Here is a 17,649-nt window from a genome sequence, read left to right on the forward strand (position 1 = left end):
TGAGATAGGACGTATTTGATATGCAAAACGTACCAGTGGTGATCGTCGGTGGCGGATTAAGCGGATTGTATGCTGCCTTCTTATTAGAACAAAAAGGCATCGACTATATATTGATAGAGGCTCGTGATAGATTGGGCGGGCGTATCACTGTTGCCAAATCATCAGTGGGTCAGAATGCTAGCAGTCAAAGTGGCGATCATGAAAAATCAAACGATGGCTTTGATTTAGGGCCGTCGTGGTTTTGGCCAGAGTATCAGCCGCAGCTGAGCAGTCTTATCGAAGCATTAGGTTTACCACGTTTCGCTCAGTTCGAAGAAGGCGATATGATGGTTGAACGTGGTGCTAGTGAGTTGCCTATTCGTGCGCAAGGTTATCAGAGTTCGCCACCATCTATGCGCCTCGTGGGTGGACTGACGGCGCTAACTGATGCTTTATACGCTCGCTTGGATGCCAAGCGTATCGTAACAGGACAGACAGTAAGGCGCTTAACCAAGACTGGTCAGCATATTAAAATAGACAGCGAGTATGGCTCTGAACATATCAACGCTGGTCAAACAATCACTTATCAAGCGCAGCATATATTACTTGCGCTACCACCTCGGTTGGCGGTCAGTAATATCGTGTTTGAACCTGCTTTACCGCAAGATTTAGCGATAGAGTGGCAAGAGACCGACACTTGGATGGCACCACATGCCAAGTATGTGGCTGTTTATGACTCACCATTTTGGCGAGATAACGGTCTCTCGGGTGCAGCACGAAGTGTGATAGGGCCGCTTACTGAGATTCACGATGCTTCACTAGTAGAAGGCGAAGGCGCTGTGTTTGGTTTCTTTGGTGTTCCCGTTAAGGTACGCCAAAACGTTTCAGAGATGGCGCTAAAAGCACATTGCCGAGCGCAGATGGTACGTCTATTTGGTGTACAAGCAGACAAACCAAAGGCTGAATATATTAAAGACTGGGCGCAAGATTCATTTACTGCCATGCCTGCTGATGTCATTGGTACGGGTCAGCATGCTGTAGCCCCGCCATCAAAACCAAAGACAGGCGAGTGGCAGGATTGTCTAACAGGTTGCGGTAGTGAGTGGTCAGAGGCGTTCCCTGGCTATGTCGCTGGGGCTATCGACGCGGCAAGCAAAGCGGTACAAAGCTTATAGGATCGTTGATGAGTGAGCCTACGGAACAGCAAATATCTCGCAATAAAAACACATGGCTGATTCCTTTCGCTTGCTTGTTGACTGGTGGTGCGCTCACTGGTATCTCGACCAATTTGGCGAAATATGCAGGTGACATAGGTCTGACGCCATTAGCCTTTCTGTTTTGGTCCATCACTGGTGCGGCCTTCATTTTATCAATTGTTGCACTAGTAAGGCATGAGTCCCCGCCGTTTAGCAAGCGTAGCTTTGAGTACTATTTTATCGCTGCACTGGTCAGCGTTGCAGGGTCCAATTTACTGCTGTTTTCTGCTATCCCTCATGTCGGGGCAGGTTTCGTTGCGCTGACCATCTCGCTACCACCACTTCTTACCTACCTCGGGGCACTGGCCCTACGCATAGAAAAATTCAACATCATCCGTGCTTCTGGCGTGGCTACCGCACTGTTGGGGGCTGGGGTATTGGCTGTGCATAAATTCTCTGCACCAGATGCCAGTATTTTTTGGATATTAATAGCACTTTGTGGCCCTGTCTTACTGGCCATTGGCAATATATATCGCACACTACGTTGGCCTGATAAGGCATCTCCTAGCGCACTCGCTCCAGGTATGCTGATCGCGGCGGCTCTCCTGTTAGGCTTATTCAGTATGATGTCTGATTTTTCTATCGATATACCACAAGAATGGCTGTTGCCATTAGGTCTAATCGCTGTCCAATCTTGTGTGTTTTCTGGTCAGTTTTTACTATTATTTCTGCTACAAAAAACAGGCGGGCCAGTGTTATTAAGTTTGTTAGGTTCGGTAGGGGCCATTGTCGGTGTACCTGTCGCTATATTTTTGCAAGGCGAGCAGCCGCCAGAAGGCTTATTCTTAGGTGCTACATTAATAGCTATTGGTGTAGCATTGGTGACATGGGGTGGAGTGAAAATAGCGAGGGTAGCCAAAGAGGATGTTTAGCAAATATCTATCAAACTGAAAATCTATTAAAGCCTCTATGTGCTTGCGAGTATCCTTTCATGTTGTTTTCACAATCAGTGTCTATTCTGGCTCAATAATTGGTTACGATTAACTTAAATCACTTTTTGTAGATACGATAAAAAAGGAGTATAAGTATCGTGGTTATTGTTGTCATGGACTCAGGCTATGAATGCAGCCACGCGTTATCGCTTATTGAATAATTTTACGATTCTCATTAGTGTCATCGGAGTAGCTATTGCTCTATTCGATAGTGGCTTTACACTACCGACGTGGCTACAGCAAGTATTCCATATTTTTTATCTAGTGATTATCTTTTTAAGTTTTATAGTGACTGCTGGTCGTTATATTTACACAAAAAAACCGCTAACCTTCAATAAAGTTGCTGTCTTTGACACATTGACCAGCATCGCGATTATCGTTCTATTAACCGCGCATTTCACAGACCTAGTGCGCTCGGGATTGTCCGCTGCGGTTGATGGATTTGTTGCAATCAAAATAGCCGTGTTTGTCACCTTTATCCGTGAAATCTCCGATCATAATTTTAATCTCAATCGTACCTTTCTGCACCCCGCACAGTTTTTTATTCTGAGCTTTTTAGTAGTGATATTGGTTGGCGCGCTACTACTAATGATGCCCAATGCGACGACGCAGCCACTGTCTTTTATTGATGCACTCTTTACGGCGACTAGTGCGGTTTGCGTGACAGGACTTATCGTCGTGGATACGGCGACCTATTTTACGACTTTTGGCCAAGTCATCATCATGGGGCTGATACAAATCGGTGGCTTAGGTATCCTGACCTTTGTGACGTATTTTAGTTACTTTTTTAAGGGTGGTGTCAGCTATGAGACGCAAGCAAGTATCAGCGAGATGTCTTACATGCGCGGTATGGGTAATGTGGTCTCGACACTCAAGTCTATCTTGTATGTCACCTTTGCTGTCGAGGCAGTGGCGGCTGCATTGATTTATATTAGCATCTACGACATCCCCGATATGAATTGGTCTGAACAGTTATTCTTTTCTGTTTTTCACGCGATTTCTGCCTTTTGTAATGCTGGGTTTTCTACCTTTAGCGCTGGTTTGTATGACGATTCACTACGTTTTAATTATCCGCTACAGCTGATTCTGGCGATGACATTTATCTTTGGTGGCATGGGCTTTACCATCGTCGTCAACGTCCTACGGTATTTGCGTCATCGTGCTCAGCGGCTGATATATCGTCATGACCAGCGCTACATTTATCAGCCTTGGTTGCTGAATATTAATAGCCGTATTACTTTGATTACCACAGGTGCATTATTGCTAGTCGGTCTGATCGGCGTGATGATATTTGAATACAATAACGTGCTCGCTGAGCATACCAGCTTCTTTGGTAAGTTAGTGACAGGCTTCTTTACTGCTGCTACTCCGCGTACGGCAGGGTTCAACGTCGTTGATATGGGTGATCTCACGTTTCCGACCGTGATGCTGACGATATTTCTGATGTGGATTGGTGCTTCGCCAAACTCGACAGGTGGTGGTATCAAGACCAGTACCTTTGCGATTGCGCTATTGAATACGTTGAGTCTGGCGCGTGGGCAGACTAAGATAGAGGTATTTAAACGGGAAATTGCTGAGATTTCTGTACGCCGCGCATTTTCTATTATGTGGCTGTCGCTACTCGTCATCGGTACGGGCGTAACGCTCATTAGTTATGATCAGCCAGAGCTGGATTTGATTAAAGTGGTGTTTGAGTGTTTTTCAGCTTATAGCACGGTGGGGCTGAGTTTGAACTTAACGGCAGATTTATCCGATTTTAGTAAAATCGTGGTTTCGGTCATTATGTTCGTTGGGCGTGTCAGTATGCTAACGATATTTATTGCGCTGCTTAAAAATATGCGCCAGCGTAATTATCGCTATCCCACTGAAGAGATTACGATTAACTAATTCATAAAAAAAAACGGGTTCGCTTTTAAAAAATAGCAAAAAAAATACTAGAAGAAGGTCATTAAGATTATGAGATATATCATCGTAGGGCTAGGAAATTTTGGTGCATCGCTAGGGTCGGCATTGACCAGCCAAGGCCATGAAGTGATTGCCATTGATAGCAGTATGCAAAGGGTAGAAGCCTATAAAGAGGTGATCTCTCATACCCTCTGTATGGATGCCACCGACGAATATGCTGTTAGTGGATTACCCATTGTTGATACTGATATTGTTATCGTAGCTATTGGGGAAGACCAAGGCGCGAACGTCATGGCAACGGCGCTATTTAAGACACTAAAAGCAAAACGTTTGATCAGTCGTAGTATTAATCCTCTACACGAAAAAGTTCTGCAAGCTATTGGTGTTGATGATTTGATTCATCCTGAAAAAGAAGCGGCGAACCGCTGGGCGAAAAGACTGTCGCTACGCTACTTTGTCGATTCGTTTGAGTTGAGCGATAACTTCAGTATGGTAGAGATTAAGATTCCAAACGTTCTAATTGGTAACACCGTTGATGAGTTACAGTTGGAGCAAAGGTTTAATATCCGATTGCTTAGTACCATGCGCTATGAGTATTATGAAGACAGCTTTGGTCGTACGCAGAGTAAGCCTAGTATTCAAGGTTTGGCGACGCCTGAGCAAGTATTGCAAGAGCGAGATGTATTGGTTATTTATGGTGCCAATAAACACATCAACCAGTTCTTACGTAGTGTGGGTGTAAAAATAAAGGTGTGAAAATAAAGGTATAAAATCAAATAACGGTTTGCCAATCGCAGTGATGCTGAGGCCACAGGGAAATTATTATGAATAAGCGCAGAGTATCCGTTCTATTGATTGCTGTGATGGCACTACTGTCAGGCTGTGATGAGTCCGCACAAGACCCGAACGTCCTTCTGTCCGAGCATCAAAAAGATCCAATTGAAGCATTAGAGATTACTTCAGACGTGGATCACAGTCAGTTCGGTTATAAACAAACCTTTTATGTGCCGATTTATTCTGATATTTATACCGATAGAGATGCTCGCAAAGTGCTATTGTCGGCGACGTTGAGCGTGCGTAATACGACGTTCAAAAAATCACTGTATATCAATAAAATTGATTATTACGATACGGATGGGGCATTGGTAAAATCATATCTAGACAAACCCATTGAGCTACCAGCGATGGCCACGCTCAATTATATCGTCGAAAAAGAAGAAGACAAAGGTGGCTCAGGTGCCAACTTTATTATCGAAGTCGAAGGTGTGGATGAAACCGTCAAACCAGTTATCGAAGCAGTTATGATTGGTAACTTTAGCAATAAAGGATTTGCCTTTAGTACGGAAGGCACGCCAGTGGTACATTAGTGAATACAGCGGGCAGGTCATCATCTATAAAACTAAAAGCGCGCAGTAGAAAAAGCTGATGGGCTCTTTTGGTAGTCAGCGATAACGATATAAAGCTATTCAGTCAAATCAAGGTATTAAGTGCAGTAACAAGGACCATTCAATTCAAGGAAGAATTATGTCTGCAACCAAAGAAGAAATCAGTGCCTTTATGGCATTGGAGTTTCCACAAACTAAATGTGTCGTCGAGGCAGTCAGTGAGAAGGGCGCGATCTTATCGCATGAAATTGGTATAGATGAGCTGCGCCCTGGTGGCACAGTCTCTGGCCCCGTTATGATGGCCGTGGCTGATGTCGCCATCTATGTGGCGATACTCGGAAGAATCGGCATCGTCCCACTGACAGTAACGACAAGTCTGACCATCAACTTTTTGCGTAAACCATCAGCAGATGCTCGTATTATCGCCGAATGTACCTTGATGAAAGTAGGGCGTACGCTGATAGTAGGTGAGGTGTCTCTTTATTCAGAAGGCTCTGATGATGCCGTGGCTCACGTAGTTGGCACGTATTCTGTACCGCCCAAACGTATTTAGCCCTTTTCATAGTAACCTATCACTTAAGAAACATATCACTCAAAAATAGGTGCTCTTCCAATATTTGGATACTAGGGCGTGTCCCCGTTTTTAACCCATTTAGATGACTATCGATTGAATTGAGGACACACCCTAACCACTTCTAAGAGGTTTTTAGTCATGCAATATATCGGTGTTGTGTTTTTCAAGATCTCTAAACTGCTTGCTCTCTCTAATCAACGTTGAAAATTTTGATTTATTACTAAAAGCTGTGAGATGTTCGTTCTCTCTCTTCAAATTGCCTTCTTTGGATAACGCTTTTTTAATCAATGCTGTTTCGGTGCTAGACGTGGTTTCAGATAACTCTGTCTGAAAAAACTCTGAGCCCAGTGGCAATATAGCAACTGCAGAAGTCACTGGCATGATGGTCGATCCAAATACGGCTAAGCTCAGTAGTAACTGTTGATTGGTACGAGTCAGTTTGTATTTCATGATAAAACTCCTTTTACACAGAAAATAGGCTACTACATTGCTATCAGGATATAGCGTAACCAGTATTAGAGCGTGATATTGGATGTCTGTTAAAGATACCTGATATCACAGTCGAGATTTTTTGCTTACTTAAGATTTATGATTTTTGTCGTATTTAGTGTCTGTCGATTTATGGTCAGATGTTACGTTTTTAGACTTGCTAGGTTGTTGTTGTGCTGTAGATTTTTTTGGCGTGACAGCTTTTGTGTTTACAGACTGCTTTTTATTATTGGTCTGGTCAGCCTTTTTGACAACTTTAGCCGCTGGTTGTTGTTTGACAGTCTTTTGATTTGTAGATTTATTTTTCTGTGCAGACGTGTCGTCTTTATGGTTTTGTACTTGGACGCTATGCTTTGATGAGTCGTGTAGCGCCGCATTGGCTGATCCCATCATTGCAACGCAAGTAGAGGTCGCTAGCATTAGGCTTATTATTATTTTTTTCATTATTTTTATTTCCTATTGAGGTAAAACATAGTGGCAACGCGTTACACGTTCGATAGAAGAGATGATAAACGATTGCAATGTTACGTATATTTATGAAACTTAAAGAAAGGTAACGATTGTCATTAGGTATTGTTCGCATAAAATGTTGTTCGAACATGCCATGTGGCATTTATATGGACATGCACTAAAACCATTCTTTTTATATATAAAAGCACCTCACTGGAGCAGTAAGTTGTATCAAAACAGTGCTTTTTCTACTCAAATTAAGCGATAAGACGGATTTTTCTGTGGCATAAAACTTGCGCTACCCTAGATGTAAGACAATGTTGTTATGTTTCATTTATCAAGGGTATATTCTATGTTTAAAAATACAGTTCTTTCATTATTCGTTCTCAGTGCACTAGGCGTATCAGCCGCTCAGGCAGACGACTTTACTGTGCTTAAGCAGATGTCAGATAAACCCACGCAGCTAACAAATGGCGAATACAAAGGGAATTATTACGTACCTTCGACTCTAGATACGATAACGTGGGGATATTTGCCGAATAAAGATGCCAAACCTATTATGTCGGTGGCCTCTGGTAGCGTGGTAACGTTTGATACGGTCTCACATGAAGGCTTGCTCGAAGATCAGGGACGTGATGCCGCCAAGTACTTTAAGTCTAAAGGGGTCAAAGATGACTTTATCTTGGATGAAGCAAAGAAAATTACGCAATCCAAATTAGATCATGACTTTGATAAAGATGGCCCGCATATTGTGACAGGACCGATTGAAATTAAAGGCGCGCAACCGGGCGATATTCTAAAAGTAGAAGTCATCAAAGTTGAGCCGCGAGTGCCTTATGGCGTTATCTCTAATCGCCATGGCAAAGGTGCTTTAGCAGGAGAGTTCCCAAAAACTCCAAAACAAGCCAATGCTTCCGCTGCTCATCCTGAGCGTTATGGCAATGTGTCCGTGTTTACCCCGATAGAAAAAAACGCCAAAGGCAACTATGAGGGTGTGCTAAAGACCGACTCTGGCAAATCTATCCGTTTTCCGCTTGAGCCGTTTATGGGTTTGATGGGCGTCGCAGCCAATACCTCAGATAAAGTACACTCTGTGCCACCTGCTATGTATGGCGGCAACATCGATATCAATGAATTGGGTGCAGGTTCAACCGTTTACTATCCTGTGCAAGTTGCTGGCGCGTTGTTTTACACAGGTGACAGTCACTTTGCACAAGGCGATGGTGAGGTTGCATTAACGGCACTTGAAGCCTCTGCACGTGCCACGTTCAAATTTACCTTATTAAAAGCTGGCAAGGATAAAATCCCAGGTAAAGAAATTGTTCAACCTTTAGCAGAAAATGCAGAGTTTTGGATCACGCCAGGGCTAGATGAAGATTTGGATGAAGCGATGAAAAAGTCGACTCGTGAAGCCATCCGCTTTTTGAATCAGGAATACGATATTGATGAAGCGACCGCTTATGCTTACCTCAGTGCCGCTACAGATTTTGAAGTATCACAGGTCGTGGATAAAACCAAAGGCATCCACGCTAAAATTCGTAAAGCAGATTTTAAAGAGTTCGATAAGTAATTTGATAAATGACAGTAAGGTTATCATCAGCTAGTTAGAACCTTTTTAGTTAGAACCCTTGAAGATAGAATGATAGCTCTCAAGGGTTTCTAATTGAGTGATTAATAGGCAATACAAAGTCCAATTTACTGGTTATTTGTTGACTATAAATCAGGCTAATACATTCACAGACGGGCATTTCGCCCAAAGTTGTGACAGTTAGGTTTCTCAATACGTGTAGATAGGCTAATATACTGTCTTTAGAAAAACAACAAAGCCACATCTATATCTGGTTATACAAAATAAGCCACTTTGAGTGGCTTATTTGTTTTTCTAAAAACTACTATCAGTTCGCGTATTTAAGCGTGGCTACTGTGATATGAAAACAGCAATAGCATGCATCAGTTTTACATGGTTTTTATCAATAAATAACCTCAAAGGAGAGAGTCAATGTCAGTTTCAATGTCGGTTAATGACGCATTACTGGACGAAGTCAAACAATGGCGTAAACAGATTCATAGCCAACCTGAGCTAGGGTTTAAAGAATTCAAAACCTCGTCATTTATCGTTGATAAGTTACAGTCTTTTGGAATTGAGGTTCATCAAGGATTGGGTGGTACTGGCGTTGTCGGCACATTAAAAAACGGCACAGGACCTACCATTGGCATAAGAGCCGATATCGACGCTTTGCCCATTGAAGAGCAAAATGACGTTGAGCATAAATCTACGCATGCAAACTGTATGCATGCCTGTGGTCATGATGGCCACACTTCAGTCTTGCTAGGCACAGCTAAGTATCTGAGTGAGAATAAGAATTTTAGCGGTACTATTCACTTAATATTTCAACCTGCCGAAGAAGTCTTGGGCGGTGCCAAAGCCATGATTGATGATGGCTTATTTGATAAGTTCCCAATGGATGCAGTCTACGGACTACATAACTGGCCGGGTCTTCCTGTGGGTCAAATCGCTGTGAATGATGGACCGATGATGGCGTCTTTTGATACGTTTGAAATTACCCTAACTGGTAAAGGCACACATGCTGCCATGCCACATTTAGGCGCGGATCCTATTGCAGCGGGTGCCGCGCTTATTACAAACATCCAGTCGATTATCTCGCGCCGCATATCACCATTGCAGTCAGGCGTCATCAGTGTCACGCAGATGAATAGTGGGGACACGACCAATGTCATTCCTGATGTTGCGATTTTGAAAGGTACGGTACGTAGTTTTGACATGGATGTGCGCCAGTCGCTACAGAGTTTGCTCACAGAAATGGTGACGACGTTGCCACCGTTATATGGTGTTACAGGCGAGATGGATTACCATATCCGCTATCCAGTGACCACCAATGACAGTCAGGCTTATCTCGAAATAAAAAATGCAGCGACCAAAGTATTGGGTGCTGACAAGGTAAACACAGATGTAGAACCATCAATGGCTTCTGAAGATTTCTCATTCATGAGTCAAGTCGTAAAAGGCGCTTATTTTTGGTTAGGTGTTGATGGCAGTACGCCGTCTAAACCTTTGCACAATGCAGCTTATGATTTTAATGACGATGCTATTGAAACCGGTATAAAGGTTTGGGTGTCTCTAGTTGAGTCTGAATTACCAAAAACATCTGCATAAGAAAAACTCTTGATGGACAGTTGCTTCATAAAAAGCGTCTTCGTAAAAAATTTCTTCATAAAAAATCGCTTCGAAAGTTGAACGATTAAAATATACAGTAATCATATACAAAGAGAATTGATATGAATAATAATAGCGTGTTGTCACCGACAATGACAAAGCACCTACTTGATTGGAAGCTGCATTTATTGGTCATTGCTGTGTCATTACTGGCAGAATGGATCGGTATTATTAAGATTCCTATCGGCATTGGTATTTTGGTATTACTGCCTCTACTTTATGCTTTTATCTTTGCAATTCTACTCAACCCAAACGTCATTCCTTCTATGAAGGCAGTCATAACCAAAAAACGCGCCAAGTTTGCCAGTTATGCAATTTTATTAAGCATCATGCCTTTCATTGCAAAGTTCGGTGTGGGTGTTGGTCCTAATATCGAACAGATTATTGCCGCAGGTCCAGCACTGCTGTTGCAAGAGCTGGGCAATGTAGCGACTGTACTGATTGCACTACCGGTTGCAGTATTGGTCTTCGGTATGGGAAGAGAGGCTATCGGTGCAACACACTCTGTCGCTCGTGAGCCTAACGTGGCATTGATTGCTGATAAATATGGTCTCCAAAGCGCCGAAGGTATCGGTGTGATGGGCGTCTATGTAATGGGTACTTTGTTTGGTGCCATTTACTTTTCATTGATGGCGGGCATCATTGCCTCTATGGACATCATGGATGTTCGAGCGCTCGCGATGGCTTGTGGTATTGGTAGTGGTAGCATGATGGGTGCGTGTTCTGCTGCGTTGGCAGAGACAGTGCCAGATCAAGCTGAGACCATTACAGCATTTGCCGCAACGTCTAACTTATTGACCTATGCTACCGGACTATTCGTTAGTTTATTTGTCGCGCTACCTTTCACAGAGTTTTTATATAAGGTCGTTAGCAAATTTAAAAAGAACACTGCAGACGCTACTACCGACACAGATTTCGGTGCGGTTATGGAAGAGCCTGCCGTATTGTCGATGGGACAGACATTTATCTTGCTAGCTGTGATATGCGTGGTGCTGCTACTCAGTAACTGGGTAGGGCAAGGCGTTGATCCAATCGATGGATTACCTGCCATGCTGATTCTGTTTGCTTGCTGTGTGGTCGGTATATTACTCAAACGAGTCATTCCTTTCAACGTGCCTGCTATTGCGTGGATATCGATTGTGGCTATCCTTATATCCTTGCCACAGTTTCCGTTTAACGCCTATGTGTTGGAAGAGACTGCGAAAATGGGTGTATTACAATTACTGACACCTGTGCTTGCGTACGCTGGTTTTGCTATCTCGCAAATGGAAGTGGATCTGTTCAAAAAATCTGGATTTAAGATTGCAGTGGTTGCGATACTGACCTTTACAGGTACGTTCATCGGTTCGGCTATGATTGCACAAGTGATGCTGTAGTAAGTACTTACTTTGAGCTCTGATATTGAACCGACTATAGAGTAATCGTTCAAACTAAAAAAACCCGAGGATTTAATGAACTTAAATCTTCGGGTTTCTGTTAAATGGATAATGGAGGTGTTTTTGCAATAATTTTGGTAGGAATGTAGGAGCCTTTTTCTAGAAAAAATTATGAAGTCGTCTAGTCTTTAGTATTATCAGGACCCATCGTTGCCACCAAGTCTGTGAACTTCTCTCCCTGAACTGACACGTGCTCTTTAATCAAACGCTCAGCCAAATCTTCATCAGAATTGATAACGGCATCCACGATGCTTTGATGTTCCTCAAAAGAGTGCTGCATCCGATTGTTTACTCGCAACTGTAGTCGTCTATAAGGGTGCAGTCGGTTATGTAAGTTACTGGCTTGCTCTATCAGAAAACTGTTATGACTGAGTTGATACAGGAAAAAATGGAATTTTCTATTTGCTTCATAATAGCTTTCTGTATTCCCTTCCATCAAATACGCTTTACATTCATTATGCAGCGCCAATAGCTCAACTTTCTCTTCCTCATTGATTCTTCGAGCAGCCAACCGTCCACACATACCTTCAAGATACGCCATCACCTCAAACATCTCAAACAGCGTCACGATATTTAGTGTAGGGATAATTGCGCCTCTACGAGGGCGGATTTCTACCAAACCTTCAGATGCTAAAAGCTTGAGAGCCTCACGGATAGGTGTTCTGGATACCTCATATTTTTCACAAAGTTTTGCCTCATCAAGTTTAGTACCAGGTGGAAGACGACCGTAAATAATTTCATCTTCTATCTTTTTACTAACTTGTACAGATAAAGGTAAGTCGTCAATTAAACTCATAAATACTCCATTTGTATACAATAAGTGATTTAATAAATACAATATGGTTGCACTTTCAAACCAACTGTATTAGATTATATCAAACAAGTGGGTGGTAGGTGGTAGATCCTTACAAAGGTTTTGAGCTTTATCAAGGCTGATATTCTTTGTGAAGGGGAGGGGGTAGATAGGGAAAGTCAAAGAACCTCAAAAAGTATTACCAAACGACAGTTACCCGTACTTGGTTCTCTATCTGGTTGTTATCAATTGAGGTTTTTATTTTATGCAGTCCGTGTATCAAGTTAGATACTACTAAAGCGGCTGTCATTTACATCCAAGGAAGGTTTTTATGATCATATATGGTACTGCTTTGCTAGCAGTTTGTTATCTACTCGGGGTGTTCCTCGGTGGGCTATTGGGACAAATACTAGGTGTCGATGCCAACGTCGGTGGTGTAGCAATCGCAATGATTCTATTAATTATCGGTAAAGAGCTGCTTGCCAAAAAAGGTATGCTGCCGAAATCTACGCAGTTTGGAGTTTTGTATTGGGCAGGAATGTATATTCCTATTGTGGTTGCAATGGCAGCCAAGCAAAACGTAGTCGCTGCACTATCTGGTGGAATGGTAGCAGCTGTTGTTTCTGTTATTGCGCTGACTGCCACCGTGTTCGTTGTACGTTGGCTTAATAACATGGCCAACGATTACGATACATTCACATGGGACGATGATAAAGAGGTAGTTGTCGAATAATTCTTATCTATAAATGAGAATTATTAATAATATACGAAAATCTACGCAACTAATTAAAGCGCGAAATGGAGTAATTAAATGGACTTAATTATACAGACGCTCACTAAAAATGCCTTCGTCACTGCTATCGCAGTAACAGGCCTAGTGATGCTTTTCTCTCAAATATTATCCAAATATCTAACTAGAGGAAAACTACAGTCATCTGCTATTGCTATCACCCTTGGTTTGATTGCTGCTTACTTTGCAGGTCTATATACAACTGGTAGCAAAGGCATTTCTGATATTGAAATTTTCTCTGGCTTTACACTTTTAGGCGGAGCGATGCTTCGAGATCTTGCTATCTCATCCACTGCATTTGAGGTAGATGTCAAAGAACTAAAACGTGCTGGAAAAATTGGCGTGATTGCCTTGTTATTAGGCTGCGTTATCCCGTTCGTGGTAGGCGCTGGTGTTGCATGGACATTAGGTTATAGAGACGCTATTTCTATGACGACTATTGGTGCAGGTGCGATGACTTATATTGTGGGTCCAATTACAGGTACTGCTGTTGGCGCAAGCTCTGATGTGATTGCTTTGTCTATTGCAATTGGTTTAATCAAAGCCGTATTTTTTATGATTTCAACGCCATTGCTTGCTAAGTTCATGCAACTTAAAAGTCCTCGTTCAGCCATGATTTTCGGCGGCTTAGTGGGTACTACTAGTGGTGTAGCAGCAGGGCTGGCAGGTACAGATGTAAGATTAGTTCCCTATGGTGCATTAGTGGCTACGTTCTACACAGGGCTAGGGTGTTTATTAGGGCCATCTATATTTTTCCTAACTTTAAATGCCATATTTTAATAAGTAGATAAAGGAAGTCTTATGAAAACGAATATCGAAGAAAAAACATGGGATATACAGAAAAAGCGACGGGCTACAAAGCTGAATGAAGCGAAGAATAAAGGCTTAGAAAAACTGGTACCGAGCAATAGAGCTATTGAATTGCTGGAAACGGTACTGGTCCCTGAAGATAAAGTCTGTATAGAAGGTAACAACCAAAAACAAGCTGATTTCTTATCGGAGTGTTTGTCTCAGTGCAACAATGAAGTGCTGAATGATTTGCACATATTACAGTCGGTTTTAGCACTTCCGAGTCATATCGATATCTTTGAAAAAGGTATTGCGAGTAAGGTCGACTTTTCCTTTTCTGGTCCACAAGCATTAAGACTGGCAAAGCTGGTTCAGCAACAAAAAATTCAAATTGGCTCCATCCATACCTATTTAGAGTTATATGGTAGATATTTCATCGATTTAATACCAAACGTGTGCTTGATCACGGCACATTCTGCAGATGCCGAAGGTAACCTGTATACGGGCCCAAATACCGAAGATACGCCAGCAATTGTAGAAGCCACAGCATTCAAAAGCGGTATTGTCATTGCACAAGTGAATGAGCTAGTAGATAACGTACCACGCGTTGATATTCCTGCGGACTGGGTGGACTTTTTCATTGTGGCACCTAAGCCCAACTATATAGAGCCTTTGTTTACCCGTGACCCTGCTCAAATTACCGAAGTACAGATACTGATGGCAATGATGGTCATAAAAGGCATCTATGCACCTTATCAAATCAAACGCCTGAATCATGGTATCGGCTTTAATACGGCTGCCATTGAGTTGCTGTTACCTACTTACGGGGCAGAATTAAATCTTAAAGGTAAAATTTGTACTAACTGGGCGCTCAATCCTCATCCGACTATGATTCCAGCGATAGAAAGCGGGTTTGTCGACAGCATTCATAGCTTTGGCTCAGAAGTAGGGATGGACGAATACATTCAAAGTCGCCCTGATGTGTTTTTTACGGGCAAAGACGGCAGTATGAGATCCAACCGTGCTTTTAGTCAAACGGCAGGTTTGTATGCTTGTGATTTATTTATAGGGGCAACTTTACAGATTGATTTACAAGGTAATAGCTCGACAGCGACAGTAGACCGCATTGCGGGTTTTGGTGGCGCTCCTAATATGGGGTCAGATCCACATGGCCGTAGACATTCTAGCTATGCATATCTCAAAGCAGGTCAAGAAGCGACAGACGGACGCGTGGTAAAAGGTCGGAAGCTAGTGGTACAAATGGTAGAAACTTACCGTGAGCATATGGATTCTGTCTTTGTTGAAGAGCTTGATGCATGGCAACTACAAGAAAAGATGGGAAGTGACTTTCCACCCATCATGATCTATGGCGATGATGTCACACATATTGTGACCGAAGAAGGGATTGCAAACTTACTATTGTGCCGCACTCCAGAAGAGAGAGAGCAAGCGATTCGCGGCGTAGCGGGTTACACACCTATCGGTATGCAACGAGATCATGAAAAAGTCAAAGAATTAAGACAGCGTGGGATTATCCAAAGACCAGAGGATATTGGCGTAGATGCTTCAAAAGCGACGAGAGATCTATTGGCAGCCAAATCTGTCAAAGATTTAGTGAAGTGGTCCAATGGTACTTACTCTCCACCAAGTCGTTTCAGAAACTGGTAAAAATAATACTAAGGATATAACTATGAATGTACTTAATTTCGACTTCATTTCACAGCCCATCGAAAATATCAAAAAAGAAGTTATTTGCGGTGTGGTTGGTTCAGGCAACTTAGAAGTATTAGTAACACCGCTAGCGAATAATGAAAGTAGCAAATTCATTATTGATACGTCAGTCGCAGGCTTTGATCATATTTGGGAGACTGTGTTACAGGATTTCTCTAGTCGTTATGCCGTAGGCGGATTGGAGTTTAAGGTCAATGATATGGGCGCGACTCCTGCAGTAGTGAGTTTACGCTTAAGCCAAGCGATCAATATCTTAGAGGAAGAATCACATGGATAATTCACATATTCAACAAAGCTTTTATGAAAAGAACGCACGTAATCGAATCGCCAGTATTGTTGATAAGAACAGTTTTCAAGAAGTTCTTAAGCCCGGTAGCATCCCTGTGAGCCCTAATCTTGCCTCGTTAGATATCGTAGGCAGTTTCGATGATGGTGTCATTATTGGGCAGGCAAAAATTCAAGATGAGCCAATATACATGATTGCTCAAGAAGGCAAGTTCATGGGTGGTGCTGTAGGGGAAATACATGGGGCAAAAATTGTCGGCATGTTACTCAAAGCTATTCAAGAAAAGCCCAAAGCCATCATCTTTTTGGTTGATTCAGGTGGTGTTCGCCTTCACGAGGCAAATGCTGGTTTGATTACGATTTCTGAGATTATGCGTGCGATGTTAAAGGTTCGCAATGCGGGCATTCCTATTATTACCGTCATCGGTGGTACGAATGGTGCCTTCGGTGGTATGGGTATATGTGCGTGTCTAAGTACACATGTCATTATGACAGAGGAGGGGCGTCTGGCTCTTTCAGGCCCTGAAGTGATTGAAACCATTAAAGGTGTAGAAGAGTTTGATTCTAAAGACAGGGCTTTAGTATGGCGAGTCACAGGTGGTAAAACGCGTTATTTGCTCAATCATGTCGAATTTTTGGTAGAAGATGATGTAAATGATATTACTCAAGGGATTGTTGAGGCTCTGCAGCAACCTGCTATTGATTTGGACTTAGCGTATTTACAGCAACAGCAAGCCTCATTACAAAGCCAATATGATAAATGGTTTGGTGAAAAAGACAGCATACCAATTTGGCAGTCGATGAATATAGACAACCCTGAATCTATTTCCATGCTTAGCGCTCAACAGATTAGAGCTATTAAAAAAGGATAATATCATGCAAACGAAAACAATTTTAGAAGCGTTGTTTCCTAACGAGCTTGAGTATCACATTGAGCATTCAATGATACGAGGTAGTGCAGAAACCAAAATGGGCAAGGTTGAAATCATTGGTACCGTTGATTCCGCCGCTATGAACCAACTGATTGCAATGACACTTGCCAATGAGATATTAGATGTCATAGCACAAGGTAAAAAAACGCCTATCGTATTTATCGTAGACACGATGGGACAAGACTCATCGAGAGCTGACGAGTTGTTATGTCTCAATAGAACGTTTGCTCATCTGGCATCTTGTGTTGATCTGCTCAAACGCAGCGGTCATCCAAATTTAGCCATTGTTTTGGGTGAGGCGGTCAGTGGTGGATTCTTGTCTTATGGTCTCATGGCAAATCAAGTATTTGCTATGCAATCCAGCCAAGTGAAAGTGATGGATTTAAATGCGATGTCGAGGGTGACTAAGATACCGTTAGATAAGCTGAAGTCATTATCACAGACATCAGCCATTTTTGCCCCAGGTGTAGAGAACTACTATGCAATGGGCGCCGTTAATGATATCTGGAAAGCGCTTGATGAACATTTGGTCGAAAATGCTCTTGAATCCCAACTGACACATATTGATGATTTTCTTATAGATAATCGCCGGCAAGTGGCAGAAGAAAGAAAAGGGCGTTTGTTATGCAATGATATTGTTCAGTCGGTTTTGACCGCTTAATATTACACAGGTCTTTATAGAGGTGAG

Annotated in this window: 18 protein-coding genes; 15 read left to right on the plus strand and 3 right to left on the minus strand. The window is 42.5% G+C overall.

From position 1 onward, the window contains the following. The first annotated feature begins 20 nt into the window (after positions 1–20). From I6E83_RS02950 to I6E83_RS02975, 6 genes are all read left to right on the plus strand, one after another. Positions 21–1,154 carry a flavin monoamine oxidase family protein gene (locus I6E83_RS02950; RefSeq protein WP_197099917.1) on the plus strand — a complete coding sequence of 378 codons (1,134 nt, stop codon included), beginning with the start codon at positions 21–23 and terminating at the stop codon, positions 1,152–1,154. A gap of 8 nt (positions 1,155–1,162) precedes the next feature. Further along, complete coding sequence (locus I6E83_RS02955) at positions 1,163–2,107, plus strand: DMT family transporter (protein WP_197099918.1); 945 nt, start codon at positions 1,163–1,165, stop codon at positions 2,105–2,107. A 186-nt stretch (positions 2,108–2,293) separates the two neighbouring features. Then, positions 2,294–4,054, plus strand: coding sequence for a potassium transporter TrkG (locus I6E83_RS02960; protein ID WP_197099919.1), 1,761 nt, complete (start codon positions 2,294–2,296; stop codon positions 4,052–4,054). A 69-nt stretch (positions 4,055–4,123) separates the two neighbouring features. Beyond that, positions 4,124–4,828 carry a potassium channel family protein gene (locus tag I6E83_RS02965; RefSeq protein ID WP_197099920.1) on the plus strand — a complete coding sequence of 235 codons (705 nt, stop codon included), beginning with the start codon at positions 4,124–4,126 and terminating at the stop codon, positions 4,826–4,828. A 68-nt stretch (positions 4,829–4,896) separates the two neighbouring features. After that, positions 4,897–5,439: a DUF3124 domain-containing protein gene (locus tag I6E83_RS02970; protein ID WP_197099921.1), complete on the plus strand. Its 543-nt coding sequence runs from the start codon at positions 4,897–4,899 to the stop codon at positions 5,437–5,439. Between the two features lie 157 nt (positions 5,440–5,596). Then, on the plus strand, positions 5,597–6,010 hold the full coding sequence (locus I6E83_RS02975) for a PaaI family thioesterase (protein WP_197099922.1): 414 nt from the start codon (positions 5,597–5,599) through the stop codon (positions 6,008–6,010). Positions 6,011–6,163: 153 nt separating this feature from the next. On the opposite strand, the gene I6E83_RS02980 is transcribed toward I6E83_RS02975, so the two are convergent. Further along, positions 6,164–6,481, minus strand: a complete 318-nt coding sequence (locus I6E83_RS02980) for a hypothetical protein (protein ID WP_197099923.1) — start codon at positions 6,479–6,481, stop codon at positions 6,164–6,166. 129 nt (positions 6,482–6,610) lie between these two features. Beyond that, a complete protein-coding gene (locus I6E83_RS02985) occupies positions 6,611–6,964 on the minus strand; it encodes a hypothetical protein (RefSeq protein WP_197099924.1) in 354 nt (117 codons plus the stop codon). Between the two features lie 358 nt (positions 6,965–7,322). Between I6E83_RS02985 and I6E83_RS02990 the strand changes: the two genes are divergently transcribed. From I6E83_RS02990 to I6E83_RS03000, 3 genes are all read left to right on the plus strand, one after another. After that, positions 7,323–8,540 carry an acetamidase/formamidase family protein gene (locus tag I6E83_RS02990; protein WP_197099925.1) on the plus strand — a complete coding sequence of 406 codons (1,218 nt, stop codon included), beginning with the start codon at positions 7,323–7,325 and terminating at the stop codon, positions 8,538–8,540. 429 nt (positions 8,541–8,969) lie between these two features. Beyond that, a complete protein-coding gene (locus tag I6E83_RS02995; protein WP_265091196.1) occupies positions 8,970–10,145 on the plus strand; it encodes a M20 aminoacylase family protein in 1,176 nt (391 codons plus the stop codon). Positions 10,146–10,267: 122 nt separating this feature from the next. Then, a complete protein-coding gene (locus tag I6E83_RS03000) occupies positions 10,268–11,581 on the plus strand; it encodes a DUF3100 domain-containing protein (protein ID WP_197099926.1) in 1,314 nt (437 codons plus the stop codon). Between the two features lie 181 nt (positions 11,582–11,762). On the opposite strand, the gene I6E83_RS03005 is transcribed toward I6E83_RS03000, so the two are convergent. Next, positions 11,763–12,437 carry a GntR family transcriptional regulator gene (locus I6E83_RS03005; RefSeq protein WP_197099927.1) on the minus strand — a complete coding sequence of 225 codons (675 nt, stop codon included), beginning with the start codon at positions 12,435–12,437 and terminating at the stop codon, positions 11,763–11,765. Between the two features lie 328 nt (positions 12,438–12,765). Here I6E83_RS03005 and madL point away from each other — a divergent pair, with 328 nt between their 5' ends. From madL to mdcE, 6 genes are all read left to right on the plus strand, one after another. After that, positions 12,766–13,167: a malonate transporter subunit MadL gene (madL, locus tag I6E83_RS03010; RefSeq protein WP_110924278.1), complete on the plus strand. Its 402-nt coding sequence runs from the start codon at positions 12,766–12,768 to the stop codon at positions 13,165–13,167. Between the two features lie 78 nt (positions 13,168–13,245). After that, positions 13,246–14,004: a malonate transporter subunit MadM gene (gene madM, locus I6E83_RS03015; protein WP_197099928.1), complete on the plus strand. Its 759-nt coding sequence runs from the start codon at positions 13,246–13,248 to the stop codon at positions 14,002–14,004. A gap of 21 nt (positions 14,005–14,025) precedes the next feature. Further along, the gene (gene mdcA / locus I6E83_RS03020; protein ID WP_110924276.1) at positions 14,026–15,681 is read left to right on the plus strand and encodes a malonate decarboxylase subunit alpha; all 1,656 of its coding nucleotides are present in this window, start codon (positions 14,026–14,028) and stop codon (positions 15,679–15,681) included. A gap of 22 nt (positions 15,682–15,703) precedes the next feature. Continuing rightward, complete coding sequence (gene mdcC / locus I6E83_RS03025) at positions 15,704–16,021, plus strand: malonate decarboxylase acyl carrier protein (RefSeq protein ID WP_110924275.1); 318 nt, start codon at positions 15,704–15,706, stop codon at positions 16,019–16,021. Further along, on the plus strand, positions 16,014–16,901 hold the full coding sequence (locus I6E83_RS03030; protein WP_197099929.1) for a biotin-independent malonate decarboxylase subunit beta: 888 nt from the start codon (positions 16,014–16,016) through the stop codon (positions 16,899–16,901). The genes mdcC and I6E83_RS03030 overlap by 8 nt, the downstream gene beginning before the upstream one ends. 4 nt (positions 16,902–16,905) lie before the next feature. Beyond that, on the plus strand, positions 16,906–17,622 hold the full coding sequence (gene mdcE, locus I6E83_RS03035; protein ID WP_110924273.1) for a biotin-independent malonate decarboxylase subunit gamma: 717 nt from the start codon (positions 16,906–16,908) through the stop codon (positions 17,620–17,622). The last annotated feature ends 27 nt before the right edge of the window (positions 17,623–17,649 follow it).

The organism is Psychrobacter sp. SZ93C1 (genome assembly GCF_015864635.1).
In the GTDB taxonomy this organism is placed as follows: Bacteria; Pseudomonadota; Gammaproteobacteria; order Pseudomonadales; family Moraxellaceae; genus Psychrobacter; species Psychrobacter fozii.

Bases quoted from the DNA above. Each gene is read 5' to 3' on its own strand.
- I6E83_RS02950 (WP_197099917.1), top strand. From the start codon at position 21: ATGCAAAACGTACCAGTGGTGATCGTCGGTGGCGGATTAAGCGGATTG.
- I6E83_RS02955 (WP_197099918.1), top strand. From the start codon at position 1,163: ATGAGTGAGCCTACGGAACAGCAAATATCTCGCAATAAAAACACATGG.
- I6E83_RS02960 (WP_197099919.1), top strand. From the start codon at position 2,294: ATGAATGCAGCCACGCGTTATCGCTTATTGAATAATTTTACGATTCTC.
- I6E83_RS02965 (WP_197099920.1), top strand. From the start codon at position 4,124: ATGAGATATATCATCGTAGGGCTAGGAAATTTTGGTGCATCGCTAGGG.
- I6E83_RS02970 (WP_197099921.1), top strand. From the start codon at position 4,897: ATGAATAAGCGCAGAGTATCCGTTCTATTGATTGCTGTGATGGCACTA.
- I6E83_RS02975 (WP_197099922.1), top strand. From the start codon at position 5,597: ATGTCTGCAACCAAAGAAGAAATCAGTGCCTTTATGGCATTGGAGTTT.
- I6E83_RS02980 (WP_197099923.1), bottom strand. From the start codon at position 6,481: ATGAAATACAAACTGACTCGTACCAATCAACAGTTACTACTGAGCTTA.
- I6E83_RS02985 (WP_197099924.1), bottom strand. From the start codon at position 6,964: ATGAAAAAAATAATAATAAGCCTAATGCTAGCGACCTCTACTTGCGTT.
- I6E83_RS02990 (WP_197099925.1), top strand. From the start codon at position 7,323: ATGTTTAAAAATACAGTTCTTTCATTATTCGTTCTCAGTGCACTAGGC.
- I6E83_RS02995 (WP_265091196.1), top strand. From the start codon at position 8,970: ATGTCAGTTTCAATGTCGGTTAATGACGCATTACTGGACGAAGTCAAA.
- I6E83_RS03000 (WP_197099926.1), top strand. From the start codon at position 10,268: ATGAATAATAATAGCGTGTTGTCACCGACAATGACAAAGCACCTACTT.
- I6E83_RS03005 (WP_197099927.1), bottom strand. From the start codon at position 12,437: ATGAGTTTAATTGACGACTTACCTTTATCTGTACAAGTTAGTAAAAAG.
- madL (WP_110924278.1), top strand. From the start codon at position 12,766: ATGATCATATATGGTACTGCTTTGCTAGCAGTTTGTTATCTACTCGGG.
- madM (WP_197099928.1), top strand. From the start codon at position 13,246: ATGGACTTAATTATACAGACGCTCACTAAAAATGCCTTCGTCACTGCT.
- mdcA (WP_110924276.1), top strand. From the start codon at position 14,026: ATGAAAACGAATATCGAAGAAAAAACATGGGATATACAGAAAAAGCGA.
- mdcC (WP_110924275.1), top strand. From the start codon at position 15,704: ATGAATGTACTTAATTTCGACTTCATTTCACAGCCCATCGAAAATATC.
- I6E83_RS03030 (WP_197099929.1), top strand. From the start codon at position 16,014: ATGGATAATTCACATATTCAACAAAGCTTTTATGAAAAGAACGCACGT.
- mdcE (WP_110924273.1), top strand. From the start codon at position 16,906: ATGCAAACGAAAACAATTTTAGAAGCGTTGTTTCCTAACGAGCTTGAG.